The organism is Caulobacter sp. FG7, from assembly GCF_057808875.1.
The window spans coordinates 1-22,860 of sequence record NZ_JBMDIW010000022.1; the positions used below are offsets into that span (position 1 = coordinate 1).

Here is a 22,860-nt window from a genome sequence, read left to right on the forward strand (position 1 = left end):
AGCCCCACGAAATGGTCCGCCACGGCTTTACCTACGCCTCGGTGGGGCGCGGGGCGTGAGCGCCGGACCCGTCATCGTCACCGGCGCGGCCGGCTTCATCGGCATGCACGTGGTCGAGCGCCTGCTCGACCGCGGCGAGACGGTGATCGGCGTCGACGTCTTCAACGCCTACTACGACCCGGCCCTGAAAGACGCCCGGGCCGCGCGCCTGGAGGGCCGCCCGGGCTTTACGATGGTCCGCATGGACATCGCCGAGCACGAGGCCCTGCTGGCGCTGGTCAAGACGTCGGGCGCAAAGCGGATCGTCCACCTGGCCGCCCAGGCCGGCGTGCGCTACTCGATCGACAACCCCTTCGCCTATGAGCGCTCGAACCTGGCCGGCCACCTGTCGGTGCTGGAAGCCTGCCGTCACGGCGGGGTCGAGGCCCTGGTCTACGCCTCGTCCAGCAGCGTCTATGGCGAGCGGCCACTGGCCGGCGAAGGCTTCAAGGAAACCGACCCGGCCGAGGCCCCGGTATCGCTGTACGCGGCCACCAAGCGCTCGTGCGAGCTGCTGAGCCAGAGCTACGCCAGCCTCTACGGCTTTCCGCAGGCGGGCCTGCGGTTCTTCACGGTCTATGGCCCCTGGGGCCGGCCGGACATGGCCTATTTCAGCTTCACCCAGAAGATCCTGCGCGGCGAGCCGATCGAGGTCTATGGCCAGGGCAGGATGGCCCGCGACTTCACCTATATCGACGACATCGTCGACGGCATCGTCGGCGTGCTCGACAACCCGCCGCCGCGCGGCGGGCACGAGGTCTACAACATCGGCGACAGCAACCCCGTCGGCCTGATGGACATGATCGCGGCCCTGGAGGCGGCCATCGGCCGCCAGGCCGAGAAGGTCTTCCTGCCGATGCAGCCGGGCGACGTGCCGGCCACCTATGCCGACGTCTCCAAGCTGCACGCCCTGACCGGCTACAGGCCCGCCGTCGGCGTCGAGGAAGGCCTCCAGCGCTTCGCGGCCTGGTACGCCGACTTCTACGGCCGCTAGCCCCCTACTCCGCCGCCTGCCCCCCGATCATCGCCTCGCGCATGGCCTGGGCCTGCTCGGGCGAGACGCCCATGGCCGCCAGGATCGGCGACGGCGTGCGCGTGTCCCAGCTGCTGCGCGGGCCGATGGTGATGCCGCCGTCGACGACGATGTGCGTGCCGCTGACGAAGGCGCTGTCGTCGCTGGCCAGATAGAGGGCCGCCGCGGCGATGTCCTCGGGCAGGCCGGCCTTGGCGATCGGCTGGATCTTGGGCCCGACCTCAGCCACCCGGGCGGCCATCTGGTCGGCCACCTCGCGGGGAAGACCGATCGAGGCCCCGAAGATCGAGGTGGCGATCAGGCCCGGACAGATGGCGTTGACCCGCACGCCCAGCGGCGACAGCTCGGCCGCCGCGCAGCGGGTCATGTGGATCACCGCCGCCTTGGCCGACGAATAGGCCAGCGGTCCGAAGCCCGCCTGCAGGCCGGCGATCGAGGCGGTGTTGATGATCGAGCCGCCGCCCCTCGCCCGCATGGCCGGCAGGGCGTGCTTCATGCCCAGCACCGGGCCGCGCAGCAGCACGGCGAAGGTGGCGTCCCAGGCCTCGCCGGTCATGTCGGCCACGCCGTTGTGGGCGCCGCCGTGGCCGGCGTTGTTGAACAGGACGTCGAGCCCGCCGAAGAGCTGCGTCGCCAGGCCGATCGCGGCGGCGATGTCGTCCTCGACGGTGACGTCGCAGCGCGAGAAGCGCACGGCCTCTGGAAAGCGCCGCTCGAGGATCGCGCCCTTTTCGGCCTGCAGGTCGGCGGCGACGACCTTCGCGCCCTGGGCGACGAACAGTTCGACGGTTCCCAGGCCTATGCCCGAGCAGGCCCCGGTGACGACGGCGACCTTGCCGTCCAGACGTCCGCCCATGCGGCATCCTCCCTCATGGCGCGCGGCCTCTGGAAGCGAGCCGCTTGGCGCGGGAGGATCATGGGACGGGCCGCCGCGAGCGGCCAGCCTTACGCGGCGTCAGCGGTCGAGGCGCGGCCGAACGGCGGACGGCCCTGAGCCGGGCGACGCACGACCAGGCTGAACACCAGCCACAGGGCGCACGGGACCAGCATCACTGCCCAGGCCAGGACCAGGCCGGCCAGGCCGAAGACGGCGCAGACCCGCTGCCAGGCGTTGGGCCGTTCGGCGGCGCGGCGGCGCGGCTTCTTTTCGATCTTCAAACCCATGGGTCCCCCACGGACGTCAGGTTAAGGCTTGAGCGCGAGATCGGTGGCGCGCCGGTAGGCGGCCTCCGGTGGAACGGCGTTCTTCTTTTTGCCTGGCTTCAGCTGCCGCGCAAGGGCGTTGCGCGCATCGACCATGGCCGGACCGAACAGGTGCCAGGGCTCGACGCAGTAGCGGGTGAACAGCCGCTCGGGGTCGGCCATCAGCCGGAACAGCCACTCCATGCCCACCTGGCCCATCCAGCGCGGCGCGGCCAGTTGCACGCCGGCCTCGTAGTCGAAGGCGCCGCCGACCGTGAAGCCGACGCAGGGGTCGAGCTTCCTGTGGTTTTCCAGCAGCCACTTCTCCTGGCGCGGCATGCCCATGCCGACGAACAGGATGTCGGGCTTGTAGGCCTTGATCTTGGCGACCACCGCCTCGTTTTCCGCCGAGCCGTCGGTGACGTCGAAATAGCCCTGATGGCTCTCGACCTGGGCGGCTGGCCAGTCGCGGCGGATGTTTTCCAGCGCCGCATCGGCCACGCCCGGAGCGCCGCCGACGAAGAACACCTTCCAGTTCTCCTTGGTCGCCCGCGCCCAGAAGTCGTTGCGCCAGTCGAGATAGGTGCAGCGGTGGAAGCGGCGGCTGGCCCGGCCGACGATGCGCGCCCAGAAGATCAGCGGCACGCTGTCGACCTCGATCAGCTCGGCGGCCTTGAAGAAGTCGACGACCTGCGGGTCCTTCTGCAGCAGATACAGGCTGTGCAGGTTGTGGTTGGCGACGATCGCGCCCTTGCCGCCCGCGATCCGGCCAGCCACGAAGTGGAAGACCTCTTCCGGGCGCACGAGATCCATCTCGCCCCCGAGCACCTTCACGCGCTCCTCGGGACGCCGGTTCATACGGTACGGGCGGCGCGCCTCCACGGGAAACGCGTCGCGAGCAGGAAGGAACATCTGAACGCCGCCTCCGACTATTCGAAGAGCAGCAATAGCCCAGTTGATCTCACCGCTTTGCTAAGGGACGTCCTTACCGACCGTTTAACCGTATGATTTTACTGTTGTTTCAGAACGGGACGGCAGACGGGTGATTTGCGAAAACTTAACCATGGCAGCTCGCTTCACGCCTGTTGCAGGGAGAGGACCTGCCGCCGGCGACCCAGTTCAAAGCGACGGACCTGGCTTTGGCAGGAGGCAGAGCGAAAATGCTCCCTCTCCCTCTGGGAGAGGGTCTTCGGAAACGCCAGCCCCTACCCTACCGTCACCACCACCTTGCCCATGGCCTTGCGGCTGGCGAGGTGGGCGATGGCGTCGCCGGCCTTTTCCAGGGGGAAGCGCTCGGAGACGTAGGGCTTGATCTTGCCGGCGGCGTAGAGGTCCATCAGTTCGCGCACATTGGCCGCATGGCCGGCCGGATCGCGGGCCACGGCCGCGCCCCAGAACACGCCGACGATGTCGCACGACTTCAACAAGGTCAGGTTCAGCGGGATCTTCGGGATGCCCGACGGGAAGCCGATGACCAGCATCCGGCCGCCCCAGCCGGCGGCGCGGATGGTGGCTTCGGAATAGTCGCCGCCGACCGCGTCATAGGCCACGTCCCAGCCATTGGGACCACAGGCGGCCTTCAGCTGGTCGGCCAGGGCCTTCTGGCCGTCCTTGTCGAAGGGGCCGCGGGCGTAGACCACGCCCGCGTCGGCGCCGCGCGAGATGGCGAGATCGACCTTCTCCTGGCTGGAGGCGGCGGCGATGACCCGCGCGCCCATGGCCTTGCCCAGTTCCACCGCCGCAAGGCCCACGCCGCCGGCCGCGCCCAGCACCAGCAGGGTCTGGCCGGGCTTGAGGAAGCCGCGGTCCTTCAGGGCGTAGTACGAGGTGCCGTAGGTCAGGATGAAGGCCGAGGCCTCGTCGAAGGGCATGGCGTCGGGGATCGGCGTGCAGCGGGCGGCCTCGACGGCCAGCTTGTCGGCCATGCCGCCCCAGCCGGTGGAGGCCAGCACCCGTTGGCCGACCGAGAGGCTGGTGACGCCCTCGCCCAGGGCCGCGACCACGCCCGACACCTCGCCGCCGGGGGCGAAGGGGCGCTGCGGCTTGAACTGGTACATGTCCTGGATGATCAGCAGGTCGGGATAGTTGACCCCGCAGGCCTTGACCTCGATCAGCACCTGACCGGGCGCGGGGACCGGATCGGGCAGGTCTTCCAGCACCAGGGTCTCGGGACCGCCGACCGCCTTGCTGAGCACCGCCTTCATCTCGCTTCTCCCGCATTTCTTATTTAGAAGGCGCGACGCTAACCCAGGCCGGACGGTCGAGAAAGCCAAATGTCAAACAAACGTTTTACCCTCGCCCTGCACGGCGGCGCCGGCGCCAAGCGCGGCCATGACTACTGCGTCGAGATTGCCCACATGCGCGGCCTGATCGAGGCCGGACGCGAGCGGCTGGCGGCGGGCGCCAGCGCCCTGGACGTGGTGGTGGAGACGGTCGCGGCGCTGGAGGCCTCGGGCCTCTACATCGCCGGCAAGGGCGCCTCGCCCAACGCCGACGGCGCGTACGAGCTGGACGCCAGCCTGATGGACGGCGCCACCAGCCGCGCCGGCTCGGTGGCCGCCCTGCAGGGCTTCGCCAGCCCGATCCGCGCCGCCCGGGCGGTGATGGACCAGACCCCGCACGTGATGCTGGCCGGCGAGGGCGCCATGGCCTTCGCCCGCGCCCAGGGCCTGGAAACGATCTCCGATCCCGAGACCTACTACACCCGCGCCGGAGCCTTCGAGGACAACGCTCCTCCCGGCGGACTTCCCACCGGCACGGTGGGCTGCGTGGCGCTGGACCAGGACGGCCGCCTCGCCGCCGCCACCTCGACCGCCGGCGTATTCGGCAAGCTGCCGGGCCGGGTGGGCGACAGCCCGATCATCGGGGCCGGGGCCTGGGCCGACGGCTGGGCCGCGGTGTCGTGCACCGGCCAGGGCGAATATTTCATCCGCACGGCCGTGGGCGCGCAGATCGCCCACCGCATCCGCTTCGGCGGCCAGGGCCTGGACGAAGCGGCGGCCGGCGCCATCCAGGGCGTCGCCGACCTGGGCGGCCACGGCGGCCTGGTGTCGGTGGACCGCGACGGCAATGTCGCCATGCCGTTCGCCTCCAGCGGCCTCAAGCGCGCGGCCCTGATGCCCGACGGGACGATCCTGGCCGAAGCCTTCTGAGCAAGCCTTCCCTCTTGACCCCGTCCCGTCCCGCGCCAAGAAGGGACAGGATGGGGCAACCCACGGACTCGTAATGGAAATCGGAGCGCGACCTTGAGCCAAGCCATCCTCGTGGCCGGCGGCGCGGGCTATATCGGCTCGCATACCTGCCTGCGACTGGCCGAGGCCGGCTTCACGCCCGTGGTCTACGACAACCTCAGCAACGGCTGGGAGGAGTTCGTCCAGTGGGGTCCGCTGGAGGTTGGCGACGTCAACGACCCGGTGCGCCTGGCCGAAGTCTTCGCCAAGCACCAGCCCGTGGCGGTGATCCACTTCGCCGCCTTCGTCGAGGTCGCCTTCTCGATCGCCGAGCCCGGCGCCTTCTACGGGACCAATGTCGGCGGGGCGATCACCCTGATCGAGGCCGCCCGCAAGGCCGGCGTCAACAAGCTGGTGTTCTCGTCGACCTGCGCCACCTACGGTCCGCCGGTGACCCTCCCGATGGACGAGACCCACCCGCAGGCGCCGCTCAATCCCTACGGCCGCAGCAAGCTCATGGTCGAGCAGATCCTGCGCGACATGGACCGTTACAAGGGCTTCCGCTCGGTGGTGCTGCGCTATTTCAACGCCGCCGGGGCCGATCCCGAGGGGCGGATCGGCGAGAAGCACGAGCCGGAAACCCACGCCATCCCGCTGGCCATCGCCGCCGCCCGGGGCGAGCGCGACAAGTTCACCCTCTACGGCAGCGACTACGACACCCGCGACGGCACCTGCATCCGCGACTACGTCCACGTGCTGGACCTGGCCGACGCCCACGTCTCGGCGCTGAGGTGGCTGCTGGACGGCAAGCACAGCACGGCCTTCAACCTGGGCACCGGCGAAGGCACCTCGGTGCGCGAGCTGGTGGCGGCGATCGAGCGGCGCTCCAACCGCCACTTCCCGCTGGAAAGCGTCACCCGCCGCGACGGCGACGCCCCGATCCTGGTGGCCGACAGCGACAAGGCCCGCGCCCTGCTGGGCTGGACCCCGCGCTATGGACTGGACGACATCATCCAGCACGCCTGGGCCTGGCACGCCAACGGCGCGACCACGCTCAAACGCTGAGGCGCGAAAGCGGCTTTCCCGCGAGGGTGGAAACCTTCTAGCCTGGGTCCATGCATGGCTTGGCCCTCGCCCTGATCTGGCTGGTCGCGACGCCTCCGGCAATTGCGGGGGACGGCGTGGCGGCCCAGGTGCGGGCAGGCGCCGACGGGCGCGGCGAGGTACGGGCCGTCATCGACATTCCCGCCTCGCCCGAGCGGGTGTGGCGCACAATTCTCGACTGCCGCCTGGCCGCTCGCATGACCCCCAGCGTCAAGCGCTGCACGGTGCTGGACCGCTCGCCCGACGGCCGCGCCGAGACCCGCGAGCACTGGATCAAGCGCGGCCTGTTCTCGCCCATGCTGCGCTCGGTGTCGCGGCTGGAGCTGGAGCCCGGCCGGCGCATCGGCTTTCGCTGCATCGGCGGCGACATCGACGACTGCGAGGGCCAGTGGCTGCTGACGCCGCTGGACGACGGGGCGGCGACGCGCGTGGTCTACGAAAACAAGGTCAGCGCCCCGTTCGGCCTGCCGGCCGGAATGGCGGCGGCGGCCATGCGGCGCGACGTGCCGGCCGCCCTGCAGGCCCTGAAACGCGAATGCCTGGAGCCTGGCCGATGAACGCTCCCGAGCCGCTGTGGCTGTTCGACGGGGTCTGCAACCTGTGCTCGGGCTCGGTGCGGGCGGTGCTGGCGATCGATCGCAAGGGGATCATGCGCTTCACGCCGATCCAGTCGGACTATGGCCGGGCTCTGGCGATCGCTCACGGGATCGATCCGGACCATCCGGCCAGCTTCCTCTATCTCGACGGCGGCAAGGCCCTGGAAAAAAGCGCCGCGATCCTGGCCCTGCTGCGCCGGCTGGGCGCGCCGTGGTCGGGGGTGGCGGCCGTGGTCGCCTTGCTGCCCAGGACCTGGCTGGACGCCGGCTACGACTGGCTGGCCGCCAACCGCTACCGACTGATGGGCAAGCGCTCGACCTGCATGGTCCCGACGCCTGCCCAGCGGGCCCGCTTCGTGCTGGAGCCGCCGGCGACATGAGCGGGGGCCTGTTCCCCGGCGCTTTGGGCGGGGCGTTCGAAAGCCTGCCCGCCACCGTGCGCGCCGTCCACCAGGGCGAGCGGCCCGTCGGTCTTCACGGTCATGCGCGGGCGCGGGGCGATGGCGGGGCGGCGGCGCTGGTCCGGCGGCTGCAGGGCTTGCCCGGGCCTGGCTTCCACGACACGGCGGTGTTCATCTGTCCCCTTCCGGGCCGGGGCGAGGTCTGGACGCGCCGGTTCGGCCCTCGCGCCTTTCTGTCCCGCGTTCGCCCCTCAGCCGGAGATCCGCGCGCCTTCGAGGAGACGGTCGGCCTCCTGACCTTCCGCTTCCACGCCGAGCCTTGCATCAGCGGCTTCCGCTGGATCTTCGAGGGCTGGCGCCTTGGGGTGCTGCCCCTGCCCGCCGCCTGGGCGCCGCGCAGCCGGGCGCGGATCTTCGAGCGCGACGGAACCTACCGCTTCCGCGTGCTGGTCGCCCATCCTTGGCTGGGCGTGATCTTCGGCTATGCCGGCAAGCTGGCGCGGCCGGTCGGGGACTAGCCCTTGCGCAGGCGCGCGTTGATCGCGGGGCGGCAGACCGACAGGCCCAGGATCAGCGGCGCCAGCATCACCGCCAGCGCATAGCGCTGGATGTTGTCGGCCCGCTTGATGAAGTAGCGCGCCAGGCCCACGCCCTTGTGGAACTCGACCTTGACCGGGTGCTCCAGGCTGGTGTGGCCCAGGTGGATGACCCGCGCGTTGGGATGGAACAGAACCTGGCCGCCGGCCTGGCGGGCGCGCCAGCACAGGTCGACGTCCTCGACGTGCAGGAAATAGCCTTCGTCGAAGCCGGCCAGGGAGTCGAAGTCCGAACGCCGCAGGGCGAAACAGGCGCCGGAGATGGTCGGCATCTGGGTCGGTTCGGCCGGCAGCGGCTCGTGTTCGCGGTGGATCTCGAAGCGCTTGAAGCGCGCCACCTTCTGGCTGAGCTGCGAGAGGCTGAGCAGGGTGGTGACCGGCGTCACCTCGCCGCGACGACCGCCGCGCTGCTCGGTGCCGTCGATGTTCATGACCCGCGCGCCCATCACCGTAGGCACCGGCTGACCGCGGAAGGCCGAGACCATGGACGGCACGCAGTCGGGCTGCAGGTTGGCGTCGGGATTGAGGAAGATCAGGTATTCGCCCTGGGCCACCGAGGCGCCGAGATTGGCGCCCTTGGCGAAGCCGACATTGCCGTGGCCCTGCACCAGCTGGACGCGCGGCTCGGTCAGGCCCAGCGCCCGCAGCATGTCGACGTCCTCCGGCGGCGAGCCGTTGTCGACGATGACGAACTCGTCGACCATCGGCTCGGCCAGCACGTGGCGGATGCTTTCGACCAGCGCTTCTCCCGTCCAATAGACGACCATCACCACCGAGACCAAGGGCTTGGCGGGACGCGCGCCTGCGGCGAGCACCGTAAAGGACGGGAGAATACTGTTCATGTCAGACCTGGACAGGCTCCCGCGTGGATTGCGGCGCGCGGGCGCGAGCGAGGTCGGGCGGCGTGGCTTCCTGGACGAGCACGGACAGCGCTTCGTCGAGCGAAAGGATCTGCTGACCCTCGCCGCCCAGGCGCCGCAGGGCGACTTGCCCCGTCTCCGCTTCCTTACGTCCGACCACCGCGATCACAGGAACCTTGGCGAGGCTGTGCTCGCGAATCTTGTAGTTGATCTTCTCGTTACGCAGGTCGACCTCCGCGCGCAATCCCATCGCCGTCAACCGTTCGACGACAGTGCGCGCGTAATCGTCAGCGTCCGACGTAATCGTCGCCACAACGATTTGCGTCGGCGCCAGCCAAAGCGGCAAGTGGCCCGCGTAGTTTTCCAACAGAATACCGATGAACCGCTCGAACGACCCCAGGATCGCGCGATGCAGCATCACCGGCCGCTTCTTGGATCCATCTTCGGCAACGTACTCGGCGCCCAAACGTTCCGGTAGAACGTAGTCGAGTTGCAGCGTGCCGCAGGTCCACTCGCGACCGATGGCGTCCTGGACGATGAAGTCGAGCTTGGGCGCGTAGAAGGCGCCGTCGCCCTCGGCGATCACCGGCTCGACGCCGGCCAGGCGCGCGGCCTCGGCCAGCATGCCCTCGGCCTTGTCCCAGAACTCGTCCGAACCGGCGCGCAGTTCCGGACGCGTGGCCAGGGCGATATACTTGGTCGTCATGCCGAGATCGGCGTGGATCATCCGCGTCAGACGGATGAAGCGTTCCGTCTCCTCGACGATCTGGTCCTCGCGGCAGAAGATGTGGGCGTCGTCCTGGGTGAAGGCGCGCACCCGCATCAGGCCGTGCAGGGCGCCCGACGGCTCGTAGCGGTGACAGGCGCCGAACTCGGCCATGCGCATCGGCAGTTCGCGATACGAGCGCTGGCCGACGTTCCAGATCTGCACGTGGCCCGGGCAGTTCATCGGCTTGAGGGACAGGATCTCGCCTTCGACCGTCTCGCAGACGAACATGTTGGCGCGGTACTTGTCCCAGTGGCCCGAGTTCTCCCAGAAGGTCTTGTCCAGAACCTGGGGCGTCTTGACCTCGATATAGCCGGCGCGGTCGAGGCTGCGGCGCATGTAGGCTTCGAGGTTCTGCCAGAGCTTCCAGCCCTTGGGGTGCCAGAAGACCATGCCCCGGCCCTCTTCCTGCATGTGGAAGAGGCCCAGCGCCTTGCCCAGCTTGCGGTGATCGCGCTTCTCGGCTTCCTCGATGCGCTTCAGATAGGCCTCGAGATCGGCCTCCGAAGCCCAGCTCGTGCCGTAGATGCGTTGCAGCTGGGCGTTGTTCTGGTCACCGCGCCAGTAAGCGCCGGCCAGCTTGGTCAGCTTGAAGGCCTTGCCGACATGCTTGGTCGACGGCAGGTGAGGGCCGCGGCAGAGATCCTTCCAGTTCCCCTGGCGATAGACCGTGATCGTGTCCGTGCCCGGCAGGTCGCGGATGATCTGGGCCTTGTATTGCTCGCCGATCCCGTCGAAGTGCTTGATCGCCTCGTCGCGGTCCCAGACCTCGCGCGTGATCTTCTCGTCGCGGTCGACGATCTCCTTCATGCGCTTTTCGATCGTCGCCAGGTCGTCCAGGCTGAACGGCTCGTCGCGGGCGAAGTCGTAGTAGAAGCCGTCCTCGACGTTCGGGCCGATCGTCACCTGGGTGCCGGGGAACAGCTCCTGCACGGCCTCGGCCAGCACGTGGGCGGTGTCGTGGCGGATGGTCTCGAGGGCCTCGGGCGCCTCACGCGTCAGGATCTCGAACTTGCGCTCGCCGGCCAGCAGGTCGGGCGTCAGCGCCCGGTCGAGGTCGAGCACCTGGCCGTCCAGCTTGATCAGCAGGGCCTTCTTCTCAAGTGACTTGGAAATGGCCGCGGCGACGTCCCGCCCCGTCGAGCCGTCGGGGTACTGACGGGAGGAGCCGTCGGGGAAAACCAGATCGATCATTCTTCACACATCCACTTGCGCGGCTCGCGCGGCGGGGGCGGCGGGTCGTACCCCCAGCCCCCGAACGGATTGCATCGGCAAATCCGTCGCAGAGCGAGCCAGGACCCCTTGGCGGGTCCGTGATCCTTGAGCGCCTGGGCCGCATACTCCGAACAGGTCGGCAGATAGCGGCACTGGCGCCCGATGAGAGGCGAGAGCGTCAACTTGTAGGCGCGCAGGCCGAAGTCGACGACGCGGTGATAAAGGCTCATGCCGGCGCTTTCGCGAACGGAGTCGGGGACTTATCGCACCCGCGAAAAGCTCCGATCAAGCGGCGCCGGCGCTGCTAGTTCGCGTTTGGGTCGCCCCTGTGGCCTTACGGACAGCCTCGACCGCCGCCTCGAACGCCAGAAGCGTCGATGCGTGACGGGCGGGATAGTCCTTGACCGGCTCCAGCACGGCGAGCTCCGCAAAGCGGCCCGCAGGGTGCGGGCCGTTCGTTTTCAGCATAGCGGCCAGGGCGTCGCGGGCCAACTCAAGTTCGGCAAGATCCGCCCCGATCACGTGGGCGCCCAGCACCGCGGCGCTGGCCTGGCCCAGGGCGCAGGCGGCGACCTCCTGGGCGAAGTCGGCGACCTTGCCGTCCTCGACCACGACATCGACGATGATCCGGCTGCCGCACAGCTTGGCCGTGCGGTCGGCGCTGGCGTCGGGCGCGGCCAGGCGCCCGGCTCGCGGCATGTTGGCCACGAGCGTCAGGATCCTGGCGCTGTAGAGATCGTCGATCATCCGACTTCAGATGGGGCGGCCGTTCGCGCCTGCCAGAGGGCCTCGGCGCGGTCGCGCACCGCCTCGCCCATGGCCGTGAAGGCCGCCTTCAGGGCGCGGCGCTCGTCCTTGGAGATCCACTTCACCAGCAGCCCCATGAACAGCTCGCCGTTCGAGAAGGTGGCGTTGCTCTCGCCCATGTTCTCGACTTCCAGATAGCGGATCGCCGTGACGAAGCCGCCCAGGCGCTGGCTGCGCCAGTGCAGTTGCTCGAACGGCACCCAGTCCTGGACGACCGGCTGGATCACCTTGACCGGGCGATCGCCGATGGCCTCTTCCAGGGTCAGGGCGGTGCCGATCTTCAACTGGCCGGCGGCCTTGACATAGAGCGGGTTCCACTCGTGCCAGCGCTCGAACTCGGACACGACTTCCCAGACGATCTCGGCGGGGGCCTGGACCCCGATACGGTGCTCGACGGCGCGTTTCATGCTCGCGATCTAGCACATCCAGGGGGTGGAGCTACAGGCGTGAATTGATCCCGCCATCAGGGCTTGGCCGGCAGCACGGCCATCAGGGCGCGGGTGAAGCCGACCGGGGCCACGGTGAGGTGATCCTCGCCCTCAAGCACGGTCGAGCGAACCTTCAGACCCGGATAGCCGTGCGACTTCAGCACCTGCTCCATGGTCTTCATGTCGGCGACCATGTCGGGGCCGGTGGAGTTGCGCGAACTGGCCCCCGGCGTCTCGTAGCCGCCGACATACATGAAGACGTCGGCCGGCAGGTCCTTGTGGGCGCGGGCGTAGTCGGCCTCCATCGTCATCATGTGGCGCTTGTCGAACCAGAAGGACGGACTGCCCAGCACATAGGTGTGGAACATCGCCGGGTCGGTGAACAGGACCTGCGCGCCCAGCAAGCCGCCATAGGAATGGCCCAGCAGCACCCGCCGAGCCGGATCGGCGCGGAAGCGACCCTCGACGAAGGGGATCACCTGGCTCTTCAGATAGGCCTGATAGGCTGGTCCCTGGCCGTGGACGGTGGCGCTGGCGTTGCGGGGGCCGTTGGGCGTGGGTGTGTAGTCGCGGTTGCGGCTGACGACGCCATTGTCTCCGCGGGAGTAGGACAGCCCCACGAGGATGAATTCCTCGATCACCGGTCCATCCAGGTTCACCCGCCGCGCGACCTGGCGGATGATCGGGAAAGCGTAGTCGGCGTCGGTGACGAAGACCACAGGATAGCGGCGCTGGGGACTGGCCTCATAGCTGGCCGGCAAGCTGACGAAGACCTCGTAGTCGCGGCCCGAAACGGGATCGGGCACGGTCCAGACCTGGGTGCCCTTCAGGACGTAGGGACCGCCTTCGACCTGAGCGGCGGAGGCCGCGGCCGGCGGCGGCGACTGGGCGTCGGCCTTTTCGGTGCAGGCCGACAGCACGCCCGCCGCCAATAGCGTCATCGCCAGTCCAAACGCCCGCATGCCCCGACTCCCCTGAAAGCTGCACCGGGGCACCCTAGGGGTGAATGTGGCGAAACTCGGCCTTGGCGAGCACGAAGCGGGGGCTCAGGCCCCGACCTCGCGCTGATAGACAGGCAGGTCGAGCGACGGGGTTTGCAGCCCCGCCTGGCCGATCAGGTCGTGGGCCTGGCCGCGATGGTGGGTCTGGTGGTTGAAGAGGTGAGCCAGGGTCTTCCACAGCGGACCCACCACCTCGACGCCGTCGGCCTTGCGCACCCAGCGGAACTGGCCAGCGCAGGCCTCGTCGGTGAGGCCGGCGACATAGGCGACGAGAGCCGCGTCCTCGACGTCGCGGGCGGCGCGCAACTCGGCCAGATCGGTGAACAGCAGGGCGTCCAGGCCGTACGGCGGCAGCGGCGTTCCGGCCAGGCGCGCCGTCCAGATACGGTCGGTGACCAGCAGGTGGTTCAGCGTGCCGGCGATCGAGCCGAAGAAGCCGCCGCGATCGGCGGTGAAGCCCCCGGCCGGCAGGGCCTCGCAGGCCTCCAGCAGGCGAGCGTTGGCCCAGGCGTTGTAGCCGGCCATCAGGGAAAAGTAGTCGCGCATGGGTCGGCTCCGGACTCGGGCGAGTTGCGGGCGCCCGGAGCGCAGATGGCGCAGCTTGGCTGGAGGCGCAAGGCGGGGGACAGCATGCCTCCTCTCCCATAGGGAGAGCGCCGGGGTGAGGGGTTACGGCGTCCGACGGAGCGCCGGCACGCCGTCAGACCTCGTAACCCCTCACCCTCCCACCGCTCCGCGGCGGGCCCCTCCCTCTCCCTCTGGGAGAGGGTTTCGTCCTAAACCGCCACCTCGAACGCCGCCTCGGTCTTGGCCTGGACCTCCTCGACCGACACGCCCGGCGCCAGCTCGATCAGCTTCACCGGGGTCTTGCCGCGGTTGATCTCGAAGACGCCAAGTTCGGTGATCAGCAAATCCACGACGCCGGCGCCGGTCAGCGGCAGCGAGCAGGCCTTGAGCAGCTTGGGCGCGCCCGACTTCTCGCAGTGGTCCATGACCACCACGACGCGCTTGACGCCGGCCACCAGGTCCATGGCCCCGCCCATGCCCTTGACCATCTTGCCGGGCACCATCCAGTTGGCCAGGTCGCCGGTCTCGGACACCTGCATGCCGCCCAGGATCGACAGGGCGATGTGGCCGCCGCGGATCATGGCGAAGCTGTCGGCCGAACTGAAGTACGAGCTCGAGTCCAGCTCGGTGATCGTCTGCTTGCCGGCGTTGATGAGGTCGGCGTCCTCTTCGCCCTCGTAGGGAAAGGGGCCCATGCCCAGCATGCCGTTCTCGCTCTGCAGCGTCACGTGCATGCCCTCGGGGATGTAGTTGGCCACCAGGGTCGGGATGCCGATGCCGAGGTTGACGTAGAAGCCGTCGCGCAGCTCCTTGGCGGCGCGGGCCGCCATCTCGTCGCGGGTCCAGGCCATTACGCTTGCTCCTTGGCTTCGCGGGGGCGCGTGGTGACGCGTTCGATGCGCTTTTCGAACTTGGCGCCCTTGATCAGCCGGTCGACGAAGATGCCGGGGGTGTGGATGTTGTCCTTGTCGAGCGCACCGATCTCGACCAGCTCCTCGACCTCGACGACGGTGGCCTTGCCGGCCGTGGCCATCATCGGATTGAAGTTGCGGGCGGTCTTTCGGTAGACGAGATTGCCCTCGGCGTCGGCCTTCCAGGCCTTGACGATCGAGAGGTCGGCGGTAAGGCCGCGCTCCATCACGTACATCTCGCCGTCGAATTCGCGCGTTTCCTTGCCCTCGGCCACCAGGGTGCCGTAGCCGGTGCGCGTGAAGAAGGCCGGGATGCCCGCGCCGCCGGCGCGGATGCGTTCAGCCAGCGTGCCCTGCGGATTGAACTCCAGTTCGAGCTCCCCACTCAGGTATAGCTGTTCGAACAGCTTGTTCTCGCCCACATAGGACGAGACCATCTTCTTGATCTGACGGTTCTCCAGCAGGATGCCCAAGCCGAATCCGTCGACCCCGCAGTTGTTGGAGATGACCGTGAGGTCCTTGACCCCCGTCTCGCGGATCGCCGCGATCAGGTTTTCGGGAATGCCGCAGAGACCAAAGCCCCCGGCCATGATGGTCATGCCGTCGAACAGCAGACCCGCCAACGCTTCTGCGGCGTCGGATTTCACCTTGTCGACCATGCTTCCTCCCGGAGCGACGTTCGCCGACTGCTCTCGCCCGCCGGCCGGAGAAATTCAAGCCTTGATGAATAAATTTTCCCGTCATGCGACCACGGTAGGCGGTTACGCGTGACCACCGACCCTAACACCCCGATCGTGACGCCCGCCACCGCCGGCGCCCTCTTGACCCTGGCGCATCCGGCGCTTGAACGCTCGCGCGCCAATCGCGCCCTGGCCAAGGCGGCCAAGGCCCTTTCCGGCGTCACCTTCCACGATCTGTACGAGACCTATCCGGACTTCTCGATCGACATCGAGGCCGAGCAGCAGAAGCTGGTCGACCACGACATCATCGCCCTGCAGTTCCCGCTGTTCTGGTACTCGCCGCCTGCCCTGATGAAGGAGTGGCTGGATCTCGTGTGGCTGCACGGCTTCGCCTACGGGCTGGGCGGCGACGCTTTGGCGGGCAAGCGATTGTTCGTGGCCTGCACCACCGGCGGCCCGGCCCAGGCCTATCACGCCAAGGGCTACAACCGCTTCACCCTGGACGAATTCCTGCGCCCGCTGGAGCAGACGGCCTATCTGTGCGGCATGGTCTGGGAGACGCCGTTCGTGGTGCACGGGGCGGCGATGAAGGACGACGAACAGCTGAAGGCCGAGGCCCTGCGCTACCAGGCGCGGATGTCGGCCCTGCTGGCCGCCGACCACGCGGCCGAGGGAGCGTAAGAACATGGAACCGTTCCTCAAGCAGACCCTGGTCTATCTGGGCGCCGCCGTCATCTCGGTACCGATCGCCAAGCGCCTGGGGCTGGGCTCGGTGCTGGGCTACCTGATCGCCGGCGTGCTGATCGGCCCGGCCATGCTGTCGCTGGTCGGCGAGCAGCACGACGTCATGCGCTTCGCCGAGTTCGGCGTGGTGATCCTGCTGTTCCTGATCGGCCTGGAGGTGCGCCCCTCCACCCTGTGGGAGATGCGCAAGACGATCTTCGGCCTGGGCGGGGCGCAGGTGGTCGGCACCTCGCTGGCCGTGGCCGCCATCGGCTATCTCCTGAGCCTGCCTTGGCAGACGGCCCTGGCCGTGGGCCTCGTCTTGGCCATGTCGTCGACCGCCATCGTGCTGCAGACCCTCGACGAGAAGGGCCTGCGCCAGGGCCCGGTCGGCCGCGCCGCCTTCGGCGTGCTGCTTTTGCAGGACCTGGCGGTGATCCCGATGTTCGCCCTGCTGCCGCTGCTGGCCACCGTGGCGCCCGACGCCCACGCCAGCGACGCCGGCGGCCACGGCGCCAGCCTGATCTCGCACCTGCCGGCCTGGGCGCAAGGCCTGGCCGTGCTGGGCGCGGTGGGCGTGGTCGTGGGCAGCGGCCGGTTCATCGTGCGGCCGATCTTCCGCTTCATCGCCGAGGCCCGCCTGCGCGAGATCTTCACCGCCGCGGCGCTGCTGATCGTGGTCGGGGTCGCCGGCCTGATGCAGTCGGTGGGCCTGTCGCCGGCCCTGGGCGCCTTCCTGGCCGGCGTGGTGCTGGCCGAAAGCGAGTTCCGCCGCGAACTGGAAACCGACATCGAGCCGTTCCGCGGCCTGTTGCTGGGCCTCTTCTTCATCACCGTCGGCGCGGGCATCGACCTGACCCTGATCGCCCGCCAGCCCCTGACCCTGATCGCTCTCGTGCTGGGCCTGATGGTCCTGAAGTTCGCGGTGATGTTCGGCATCGCCCGCATCGCCGGCGCGCAGGGACGCAGCGCCGCCGCCGTGGCCACGGCCCTGGCCCAGGGCGGCGAGTTCGCCTTCGTGCTGCTGAGCTTCACGGTCGGAGCCGGCGTCATCGGCGCTGACCTGGCCGCCCTGCTGACCGCCACGGTCGCCGTCTCGATGGCCCTGACGCCGGTGGCCATGATCCTCTACGAACGCATCGCCGAGCTGATCAACGCGGCCATTCCCGACGTCGAACCCGAGGCCCCGCAGTTCGACGAGGGCGAGCCTGACATCATCATCGCCGGCTTCGGGCGCTTCGGGCAGATCACCGGCCGCCTGCTGCAGGCCAACGGCTTCAAGTCGACGGTTCTGGACAGCGACATCGAGCAGATCGAGCTGCTGCGCCGCTTCGGCCGCCGGGTGCACTATGGCGACGCCACGCGCCTTGATCTGCTGCGCGCCGCTGGCGCCGAGCACGCCCGCATGCTGATCGTCGCCCTGGACGACCGCGAGAAGACCGCCGAACTGGTGGAGACCGCCCGCCGGGCCTTCCCCAACCTGATCATCCTGGCCCGCGCCTGGGATCGCCGCCACGCCTACGACCTGCTGGCCAACGGCGCCGACGCGGTGGAGCGCGAGACCTTCGAGGCGGCTTTGGCGCTAGGCTCGACGGCGCTTCAGAAGCTGGGCTTCCGGGCCCACAAGGCCTTCCGCGCCACCTCGTTCTTCCGCCGCCACGACCGCAAGACCTTCGAGGACCTCAAGCCGATGTGGGGCCAAGAAGAGGCCTACATCCTGGCCTCGCGCGACGCGGCCCAGACCATGGACCGGCTGCTGGCCGCCGACCTGGCGCGCATGCGTCCGGGCGAGGCCGGCGGGGCCTGGGACACGGCCGCCCGCGACGAGGAGCTGCGCAAGCTGGCCCAGCGCAAGGGAAGCGCGGGCGGAGAAGCCGAGCCGGCCGACGCCGACGGCTGGACGGGAACGCCTCCTCAGGGCTAAGGCTGGGTCAAAGCGGGGTCCGAGGGACCCGGGAACGACGGGAAAGAAGCGGCATGTATCTGGAGTGCTATCCCACCGAGAGCCGGCCGCCGGAGATCGTGCCGGGGCGCCCGCAGCGGGCCTGGATGGACAACTTCGCCGACCGCCACCCCTATCGCTGCCTGCCGCTGACCATGGCCAACACCACCGGCTGGGAGATCCTGTGCCCGGTCGGCTTCGAGGCCACCTGGAACGGCGGCGTCCACCAGAACGACATCACCTTCAAGTCCGACCACCCGCACCCGGGCTTCGACGACTTCGTCAAGTCGCACTTCTCGCGCGGGACGATCACCTTCCACACCGGCTATCTGTTCCGCACGCCGCCGGACTGGCTGATCTGGACCATGGGCCCGCCCAACCACATCAAGGACGGCATCCAGCCGCTGGCGGGCCTGGTCGAGACCGACTGGCTGCCCTTCCCCTTCACGATGAACTGGGTCTTCACCCGCCCCGGCACGGTGAAGTTCGCCAAGGGCGAGCCGTTCTGCTTCATCACCATGATCCAGGACAAGCCGCTGGAGACGGTGCAGCCGGTGATCCGGCACTTCAACTCCAACCCCGACATGCGCAAGCAGTACGACGTCTGGGCCGAAAAGCGCGGCGAGTTCAACGCCCGCATCGCCGCCCGCGACCCGGCCGCCACCAAGGAGGCCTGGCAGCGCTTCTACTTCAAGGGCGAGCTGCCCGAGGAGATCGAGGCGCCCGCGCCGAAGGGCCACGTCAACAAGCGCCGCCTGAAAGCCCCGAAGATCGGGTTCTGAGGCGGACGCTGCTCTCTCTCTCCCTTCCCCCTCGATGGGGGAAGGAATTGGGATCACCGCCGCAGCAGCTTGCCCGCCAGCCAGCGGCGCACCGGCTCGTCGTAGAGCTTGAGGCAGGCCCAGGCGATCGCCACCGCCGCCGCGAACACCCCCGCGCCGACCAGCGCGCCCTGGGCGGCGGGGATCTTATGGTCCACCACCCAGGCGGTGTAGACGTAGATCAGCGGATAGTGGGTGATGTAGAGCGGGTAGGACAGTTCGCCGAAGAAACGGGCGATCCGCAAGCTGGGGCCGTCGACGTCCTTCTCGCCCGCGCCGATGGCGACGATCAGCGGGAACAGCAGGATCACGCAGGCGGCCTCGTACAGGCCGTTGACCCACAGCCGCTCGGTCCCGCCGAAGCGCGGCAGCGACAGGGCCGCGATCAGCAGCACGCTACACACCGCAAAGCCGTGGCGGACCTTGATCCGCTTGCCCAGCCGCATCAGCAGCACGCCGGCGAAGAACGGGAACATCACCCGGGTCAGGCCGATCTGGATCCCCTTGGCGTCCAGGGCCCAGCCGCCGATGACGTCGCCGCGCGGGCCCAGCACAAGGAGGCCGATCAGGGCCAGGGCCGAGACGGCGACCAGGGCGCCGAGCCAGCGGTTGGACAGCTTCCGCAGGCCGACGGCATAGAGGATGTTGGCGACGTACTCGTAGAACAGCGACCACTGCGGGCCGTTCAGCGGATAGATCTCGCCCCAGCCGCGGATCTCGGCCGAGGGCCGCAGCGGGATCATCACGAAGCTCAGCAGCAGCACGCCGAGCACCTGCCAGGCGGCGACGGTCTCGAGCTTGGGGAACATCGGCGAGTGCTGGAAGGCGAGCAAAGCCGCCCCGATCAGGCCGCCGATGATGATCATCGGCTGCAGGCGCACGAGGCGGCGCTTGTAGAACTGCCACTGGCCCATGACGCTCCAGCGGTCGTCATAGGCGTAGGCCACCACGAAGCCCGACAGCAGGAAGAAGAAGTCCACCGCCAAGTAGCCGTGGTTGATGATCTGCTTGTGCGGGCTGCCGCCGGAATAGGCCTCGAACAGGTGGAAGGCGACCACCATCAAGGCGGCCACGCCGCGCAGGCCGTCGAGGACGACGTAGTGGCTCTTTGCGGGCGCGGTGGCGTCCGTCGAGGTCGCGGCGGCAGAGGTCATGGGCAAGCTTCGCTGATGATGAGTCGCATCGAAGGGTTGTTGGGTTTATCGTTAAACCACAACCCTCTTTAGGAACGCCGTTTCGTGGGCCTTCCAATCTCCAGGACCTGACGACCATGCAGCGCTCCAGGCGCCCCCGCGAACGGGCCAGGGTGACGATCAAGGACGTGGCGCAGAAGGCCGGCGTCTCGGCCATGACCGTGTCGAACGTCTTCAACGGCACGGGCAAGTTTTCGGCCCAGACCCGCGATCGGGTGATGGCCGCGATCACCGCCCTGGGCTACGTGCCCAGCTCGGCCGCGCGGAGGCTGGTGGGCGCTGCGCCGGCGCGGGTGGGCCTGCTCTATGCCGGGGTCGACAGCATGTTCATCCACGCCGTGCTGGCCGCCGCCGCCGTGGCCAGCGCCGAGCGCGGCCTGCAGCTGATCACCCGCAAGGCCGGCTCGCCCGCCGAGGCGCTGGAGGTCGCGCGCGCCTTGCAGCGCTCGGGCGCGGACGCGCTTCTGCTGCTGCCGCCGTTCGACACGGTGCTGAGCGGCTCGACCGCGTTCGCCTCGCTCGGCCTGGCCACCGCCTCGATCGCCACCGCCGCGCCCCTGCCCGACATGATCACCGTGCGCATAGACAATCGCGCGGCCTCGTACGCCGTCACCGAACGGCTGGCCGCCAAGGGGCGACGGCGCATCGCCGTCATCGCCGGCCCGCAGGACCATTCCGACAGCGTCGAGCGACTGGAGGGCTGCCGCGCGGCGCTGGCGGCCCACGGCCTGTCGCTGCCGGAAGAGCTGGTGGTCGAGGGGCGATTCACCTTCGAGTCCGGCCTGGCCGCGACCGAACGGCTGCTGGCCCTGCGAGAACCGCCCGACGCCATCGTCGCGGCCAATGACGACATGGCCGCCGGGGCGCTGTGGGTGGCGCATCGCCGGGGGCTTTCCCTGCCGCGCGACCTGGCGGTGGCCGGGTTCGACGACACTTTGCTGGCGACGCGCGTCTGGCCGCCCCTGACCACGGTGCGCCAGCCGATCGACCGCATGACCGGTCGGGCGCTGGACCTGCTGCTGGACGCGCTGCGCCGCCCGGCCGGCGAGGAACCGCCGGCAGACGTGCTGGAAGCCTATGACCTGGTGGAGCGCGCCTCGGCCTGAACCGCACGCGAAAGGGCCTTGGGGCCTCGCCTCAGAGGTTCAGCAGCAGCCTGCTGGCGGCGTAGGCCGTGGCCAGCCAGAACAGCGCGCTGAACGCGCCGCCGAACAGGACGGCGCGACGGAATTCGCGGCTGTGCAGAAGGCCGGGCGCGGCAGGGGGCCGCGAACCATGCGTATGGAACACCTGACGTTTCCTCCGTGGCTCGGCGCTGTGGGGGCTCGCGCCGTTAACCACGGGAACGACGATGTCACGAAACTGACGAAACACAACCTGAGCCGTCGCCTTTTAGGCGGGTTTCGGCCGCTTTTTCGCCCGAATTAGTGCAGCTACACGGAATGTTCGTGCTCAGACCGCTTTGACTGCGGCGGCGATGTCGCCGACCACCTTGCGCACCAGGGCCGGGTCGTCGCCCTCGGCCATGATGCGGATCAGCGGCTCGGTGCCGGAGGCCCGCACGACGATGCGGCCGGCCCCGTTCAGCTGGGCCTCGCCGTCGGCGATGGCCTCCTTGACGGCCTTGGCCTCCAGCGGCTTGCCGCCGGCGAAGCGGACGTTTTCCAGCAACTGCGGCACCGGCTCGAACTGACGGGCCAGGGCGCTCATCGGCTTGCCGCTCTCGACCATCACCGCCAGTACCTGCAGGGCGGCGATCAGGCCGTCGCCCGTGGTCGAGAAGTCCGACAGAATCAGGTGGCCCGATTGCTCGCCGCCGACATTGAAGCCGCCCTCGCGCATGCGCTGCATGACATAGCGGTCGCCGACCGAGGTGCGCTCCAGCGTCAGGCCCAGCCCGCCGAGCTGACGCTCGAGGCCGAGGTTGGACATCACCGTGGCCACGACGCCGCCGCCCTTCAGCGCGCCGGCCTTGGCGAAGGCCGCGGCGATGATCGCCATGATCTGGTCGCCGTCGACCACGAGGCCCTTCTCGTCGCAGATCACCAGGCGATCGGCGTCGCCATCCAAGGCGATGCCGATGTCGGCGCGGTAGTCGCGCACCAGCTTGGCCATCTGGTCCGGATGGGTCGAGCCGCATTCCTCGTTGATGTTGGTGCCGTCGGGGGTGACCCCCAGGCTGATGACCTCGGCGCCCAGTTCGTAGAGGGCGGTGGGGGCGACCTTGTAGGCCGCGCCGTTGGCGCAATCGATGACGATGCGCAGGCCAGAGAGGCTGAGATGACGCGGGAAGGTCGCCTTGACGATCTCGACATAGCGGGCCTGGGCGTCGTCGATGCGCTTGACGCGGCCCAGGTCGCGCGGGGCCGCTAGGCCCTCCTGCAGGCCCTCGTCCATCAGGGCCTCGATCTTCAATTCTTGTTCGTCCGACAGCTTGTAGCCGTCGGGGCCGAACAGCTTGATGCCGTTGTCGGCGAAGTTGTTGTGGCTGGCCGAGATCATGATCCCGAGGTCGGCGCGCATCGAGCGGGTCATCATCGCCACGGCCGGGGTCGGCAGCGGGCCGAACAGGCGCACGTCCATGCCCACGCTGGTCAGGCCCGCCACCAGGGCCGGCTCGATCATGTAGCCCGACAGGCGGGTGTCCTTGCCGATCACCACCAGGTGGCGGCGATCGTCCTGCGAGCGGAACAGCTTGCCGGCCGCCAGGCCGACGCGCAGGGCGACTTCGGCGGTCATCGGGTGCTTGTTGGCCTGGCCGCGGATGCCGTCGGTGCCGAAATAGGCGCGCTTGCTCATGATGATGGTCTTCGTCGCTGTCGGGT

26 protein-coding genes and 1 pseudogene are annotated in these 22,860 nt (G+C 68.9%); 11 read left to right on the forward strand and 16 right to left on the reverse strand.

Features of this window, described 5'->3' with window-relative positions; translation table 11 throughout:
- Positions 1 to 55 precede the first annotated feature (55 nt).
- A complete protein-coding gene (locus ACODR1_RS17505; RefSeq protein ID WP_488881598.1) occupies positions 56 to 1,033 on the forward strand; it encodes an NAD-dependent epimerase/dehydratase family protein in 978 nt (325 codons plus the stop codon).
- 4 nt (positions 1,034 to 1,037) lie between these two features.
- On the opposite strand, the gene ACODR1_RS17510 is transcribed toward ACODR1_RS17505, so the two are convergent.
- The 4 genes from ACODR1_RS17510 to ACODR1_RS17525 form a co-directional block, all read right to left on the reverse strand.
- Complete coding sequence (locus ACODR1_RS17510; RefSeq protein WP_488881599.1) at positions 1,038 to 1,928, reverse strand: SDR family NAD(P)-dependent oxidoreductase; 891 nt, start codon at positions 1,926 to 1,928, stop codon at positions 1,038 to 1,040.
- A gap of 89 nt (positions 1,929 to 2,017) precedes the next feature.
- Positions 2,018 to 2,236: a hypothetical protein gene (locus tag ACODR1_RS17515; RefSeq protein ID WP_488881600.1), complete on the reverse strand. Its 219-nt coding sequence runs from the start codon at positions 2,234 to 2,236 to the stop codon at positions 2,018 to 2,020.
- 21 nt (positions 2,237 to 2,257) lie between these two features.
- Entirely contained in the window at positions 2,258 to 3,166 is a 909-nt protein-coding gene (locus tag ACODR1_RS17520) for a WecB/TagA/CpsF family glycosyltransferase (RefSeq protein WP_488881601.1), read from the reverse strand.
- Between the two features lie 293 nt (positions 3,167 to 3,459).
- On the reverse strand, positions 3,460 to 4,458 hold the full coding sequence (locus tag ACODR1_RS17525) for an NADPH:quinone oxidoreductase family protein (RefSeq protein ID WP_488881602.1): 999 nt from the start codon (positions 4,456 to 4,458) through the stop codon (positions 3,460 to 3,462).
- A 69-nt stretch (positions 4,459 to 4,527) separates the two neighbouring features.
- On the opposite strand from ACODR1_RS17525, the gene ACODR1_RS17530 reads away from it, so the two are divergent.
- From ACODR1_RS17530 to ACODR1_RS17550, 5 genes are all read left to right on the forward strand, one after another.
- Positions 4,528 to 5,406, forward strand: coding sequence for an isoaspartyl peptidase/L-asparaginase family protein (locus ACODR1_RS17530; protein ID WP_488881603.1), 879 nt, complete (start codon positions 4,528 to 4,530; stop codon positions 5,404 to 5,406).
- 93 nt (positions 5,407 to 5,499) lie between these two features.
- Positions 5,500 to 6,489 (forward strand): UDP-glucose 4-epimerase GalE, encoded by a 990-nt coding sequence (gene galE, locus ACODR1_RS17535; protein ID WP_488881604.1) that lies wholly within the window; start codon positions 5,500 to 5,502, stop codon positions 6,487 to 6,489.
- A 50-nt stretch (positions 6,490 to 6,539) separates the two neighbouring features.
- Complete coding sequence (locus tag ACODR1_RS17540) at positions 6,540 to 7,085, forward strand: SRPBCC family protein (protein ID WP_488881605.1); 546 nt, start codon at positions 6,540 to 6,542, stop codon at positions 7,083 to 7,085.
- The gene (locus ACODR1_RS17545) at positions 7,082 to 7,504 is read left to right on the forward strand and encodes a thiol-disulfide oxidoreductase DCC family protein (protein ID WP_488881606.1); all 423 of its coding nucleotides are present in this window, start codon (positions 7,082 to 7,084) and stop codon (positions 7,502 to 7,504) included. Before ACODR1_RS17540 ends, ACODR1_RS17545 begins: the two co-directional genes overlap by 4 nt.
- Positions 7,501 to 8,043 (forward strand): DUF4166 domain-containing protein, encoded by a 543-nt coding sequence (locus tag ACODR1_RS17550; protein ID WP_488881607.1) that lies wholly within the window; start codon positions 7,501 to 7,503, stop codon positions 8,041 to 8,043. Before ACODR1_RS17545 ends, ACODR1_RS17550 begins: the two co-directional genes overlap by 4 nt.
- Here the strand turns inward: ACODR1_RS17550 and ACODR1_RS17555 are convergent.
- From ACODR1_RS17555 to ACODR1_RS17585, 7 genes are all read right to left on the reverse strand, one after another.
- Entirely contained in the window at positions 8,040 to 8,963 is a 924-nt protein-coding gene (locus tag ACODR1_RS17555; protein ID WP_488881608.1) for a glycosyltransferase family 2 protein, read from the reverse strand. The two genes, ACODR1_RS17550 and ACODR1_RS17555, sit on opposite strands and share 4 nt — an antisense overlap.
- 1 nt (position 8,964) lies before the next feature.
- Positions 8,965 to 10,941 (reverse strand): threonine--tRNA ligase, encoded by a 1,977-nt coding sequence (gene thrS / locus ACODR1_RS17560; RefSeq protein WP_488881609.1) that lies wholly within the window; start codon positions 10,939 to 10,941, stop codon positions 8,965 to 8,967.
- On the reverse strand, positions 10,938 to 11,192 hold the full coding sequence (gene yidD / locus ACODR1_RS17565; RefSeq protein WP_101716378.1) for a membrane protein insertion efficiency factor YidD: 255 nt from the start codon (positions 11,190 to 11,192) through the stop codon (positions 10,938 to 10,940). Before yidD ends, thrS begins: the two co-directional genes overlap by 4 nt.
- A 55-nt stretch (positions 11,193 to 11,247) precedes the next feature.
- Positions 11,248 to 11,709, reverse strand: a complete 462-nt coding sequence (locus ACODR1_RS17570; RefSeq protein ID WP_488881610.1) for an iron-sulfur cluster assembly scaffold protein — start codon at positions 11,707 to 11,709, stop codon at positions 11,248 to 11,250.
- Complete coding sequence (locus ACODR1_RS17575; protein ID WP_488881611.1) at positions 11,706 to 12,176, reverse strand: SRPBCC family protein; 471 nt, start codon at positions 12,174 to 12,176, stop codon at positions 11,706 to 11,708. Before ACODR1_RS17575 ends, ACODR1_RS17570 begins: the two co-directional genes overlap by 4 nt.
- Before the next feature lie 56 nt (positions 12,177 to 12,232).
- A complete protein-coding gene (locus ACODR1_RS17580; RefSeq protein WP_488881612.1) occupies positions 12,233 to 13,159 on the reverse strand; it encodes an alpha/beta hydrolase in 927 nt (308 codons plus the stop codon).
- A gap of 84 nt (positions 13,160 to 13,243) precedes the next feature.
- The gene (locus ACODR1_RS17585) at positions 13,244 to 13,744 is read right to left on the reverse strand and encodes a DinB family protein (protein ID WP_488881613.1); all 501 of its coding nucleotides are present in this window, start codon (positions 13,742 to 13,744) and stop codon (positions 13,244 to 13,246) included.
- Between the two features lie 55 nt (positions 13,745 to 13,799).
- Here ACODR1_RS17585 and ACODR1_RS17590 point away from each other — a divergent pair.
- Positions 13,800 to 13,967, forward strand: a pseudogene (locus ACODR1_RS17590) (hypothetical protein); the annotation flags it as partial.
- A gap of 7 nt (positions 13,968 to 13,974) precedes the next feature.
- Here the strand turns inward: ACODR1_RS17590 and ACODR1_RS17595 are convergent.
- Positions 13,975 to 14,616: a 3-oxoacid CoA-transferase subunit B gene (locus tag ACODR1_RS17595; protein ID WP_488881614.1), complete on the reverse strand. Its 642-nt coding sequence runs from the start codon at positions 14,614 to 14,616 to the stop codon at positions 13,975 to 13,977.
- On the reverse strand, positions 14,616 to 15,335 hold the full coding sequence (locus tag ACODR1_RS17600) for a CoA transferase subunit A (RefSeq protein WP_488881615.1): 720 nt from the start codon (positions 15,333 to 15,335) through the stop codon (positions 14,616 to 14,618). Before ACODR1_RS17600 ends, ACODR1_RS17595 begins: the two co-directional genes overlap by 1 nt.
- A 108-nt stretch (positions 15,336 to 15,443) precedes the next feature.
- Here ACODR1_RS17600 and kefF point away from each other — a divergent pair, with 108 nt between their 5' ends.
- The 3 genes from kefF to ACODR1_RS17615 are packed head-to-tail and all read left to right on the forward strand — an operon-like array spanning position 15,444 to position 18,803.
- Positions 15,444 to 16,037, forward strand: coding sequence for a glutathione-regulated potassium-efflux system oxidoreductase KefF (gene kefF / locus ACODR1_RS17605; protein WP_165799218.1), 594 nt, complete (start codon positions 15,444 to 15,446; stop codon positions 16,035 to 16,037).
- Between the two features lie 4 nt (positions 16,038 to 16,041).
- Positions 16,042 to 18,003, forward strand: a complete 1,962-nt coding sequence (locus tag ACODR1_RS17610; RefSeq protein WP_488881616.1) for a monovalent cation:proton antiporter-2 (CPA2) family protein — start codon at positions 16,042 to 16,044, stop codon at positions 18,001 to 18,003.
- A gap of 53 nt (positions 18,004 to 18,056) precedes the next feature.
- Positions 18,057 to 18,803 (forward strand): DUF6065 family protein, encoded by a 747-nt coding sequence (locus ACODR1_RS17615; RefSeq protein ID WP_165262447.1) that lies wholly within the window; start codon positions 18,057 to 18,059, stop codon positions 18,801 to 18,803.
- A 53-nt stretch (positions 18,804 to 18,856) separates the two neighbouring features.
- Here the strand turns inward: ACODR1_RS17615 and ACODR1_RS17620 are convergent, their stop codons facing one another.
- Positions 18,857 to 19,996 (reverse strand): acyltransferase family protein, encoded by a 1,140-nt coding sequence (locus tag ACODR1_RS17620; RefSeq protein WP_488881617.1) that lies wholly within the window; start codon positions 19,994 to 19,996, stop codon positions 18,857 to 18,859.
- Positions 19,997 to 20,112: 116 nt separating this feature from the next.
- Here ACODR1_RS17620 and ACODR1_RS17625 point away from each other — a divergent pair, with 116 nt between their 5' ends.
- The gene (locus ACODR1_RS17625; protein ID WP_488881618.1) at positions 20,113 to 21,141 is read left to right on the forward strand and encodes a LacI family DNA-binding transcriptional regulator; all 1,029 of its coding nucleotides are present in this window, start codon (positions 20,113 to 20,115) and stop codon (positions 21,139 to 21,141) included.
- 31 nt (positions 21,142 to 21,172) lie between these two features.
- Here the strand turns inward: ACODR1_RS17625 and ACODR1_RS17630 are convergent, their stop codons facing one another.
- Together ACODR1_RS17630 and glmM are read right to left on the reverse strand one after the other, a co-directional pair.
- A complete protein-coding gene (locus ACODR1_RS17630; RefSeq protein WP_488881619.1) occupies positions 21,173 to 21,325 on the reverse strand; it encodes a hypothetical protein in 153 nt (50 codons plus the stop codon).
- A 162-nt stretch (positions 21,326 to 21,487) separates the two neighbouring features.
- Positions 21,488 to 22,834 (reverse strand): phosphoglucosamine mutase, encoded by a 1,347-nt coding sequence (glmM, locus tag ACODR1_RS17635; RefSeq protein WP_488881620.1) that lies wholly within the window; start codon positions 22,832 to 22,834, stop codon positions 21,488 to 21,490.
- Positions 22,835 to 22,860: the final 26 nt, after the last annotated feature.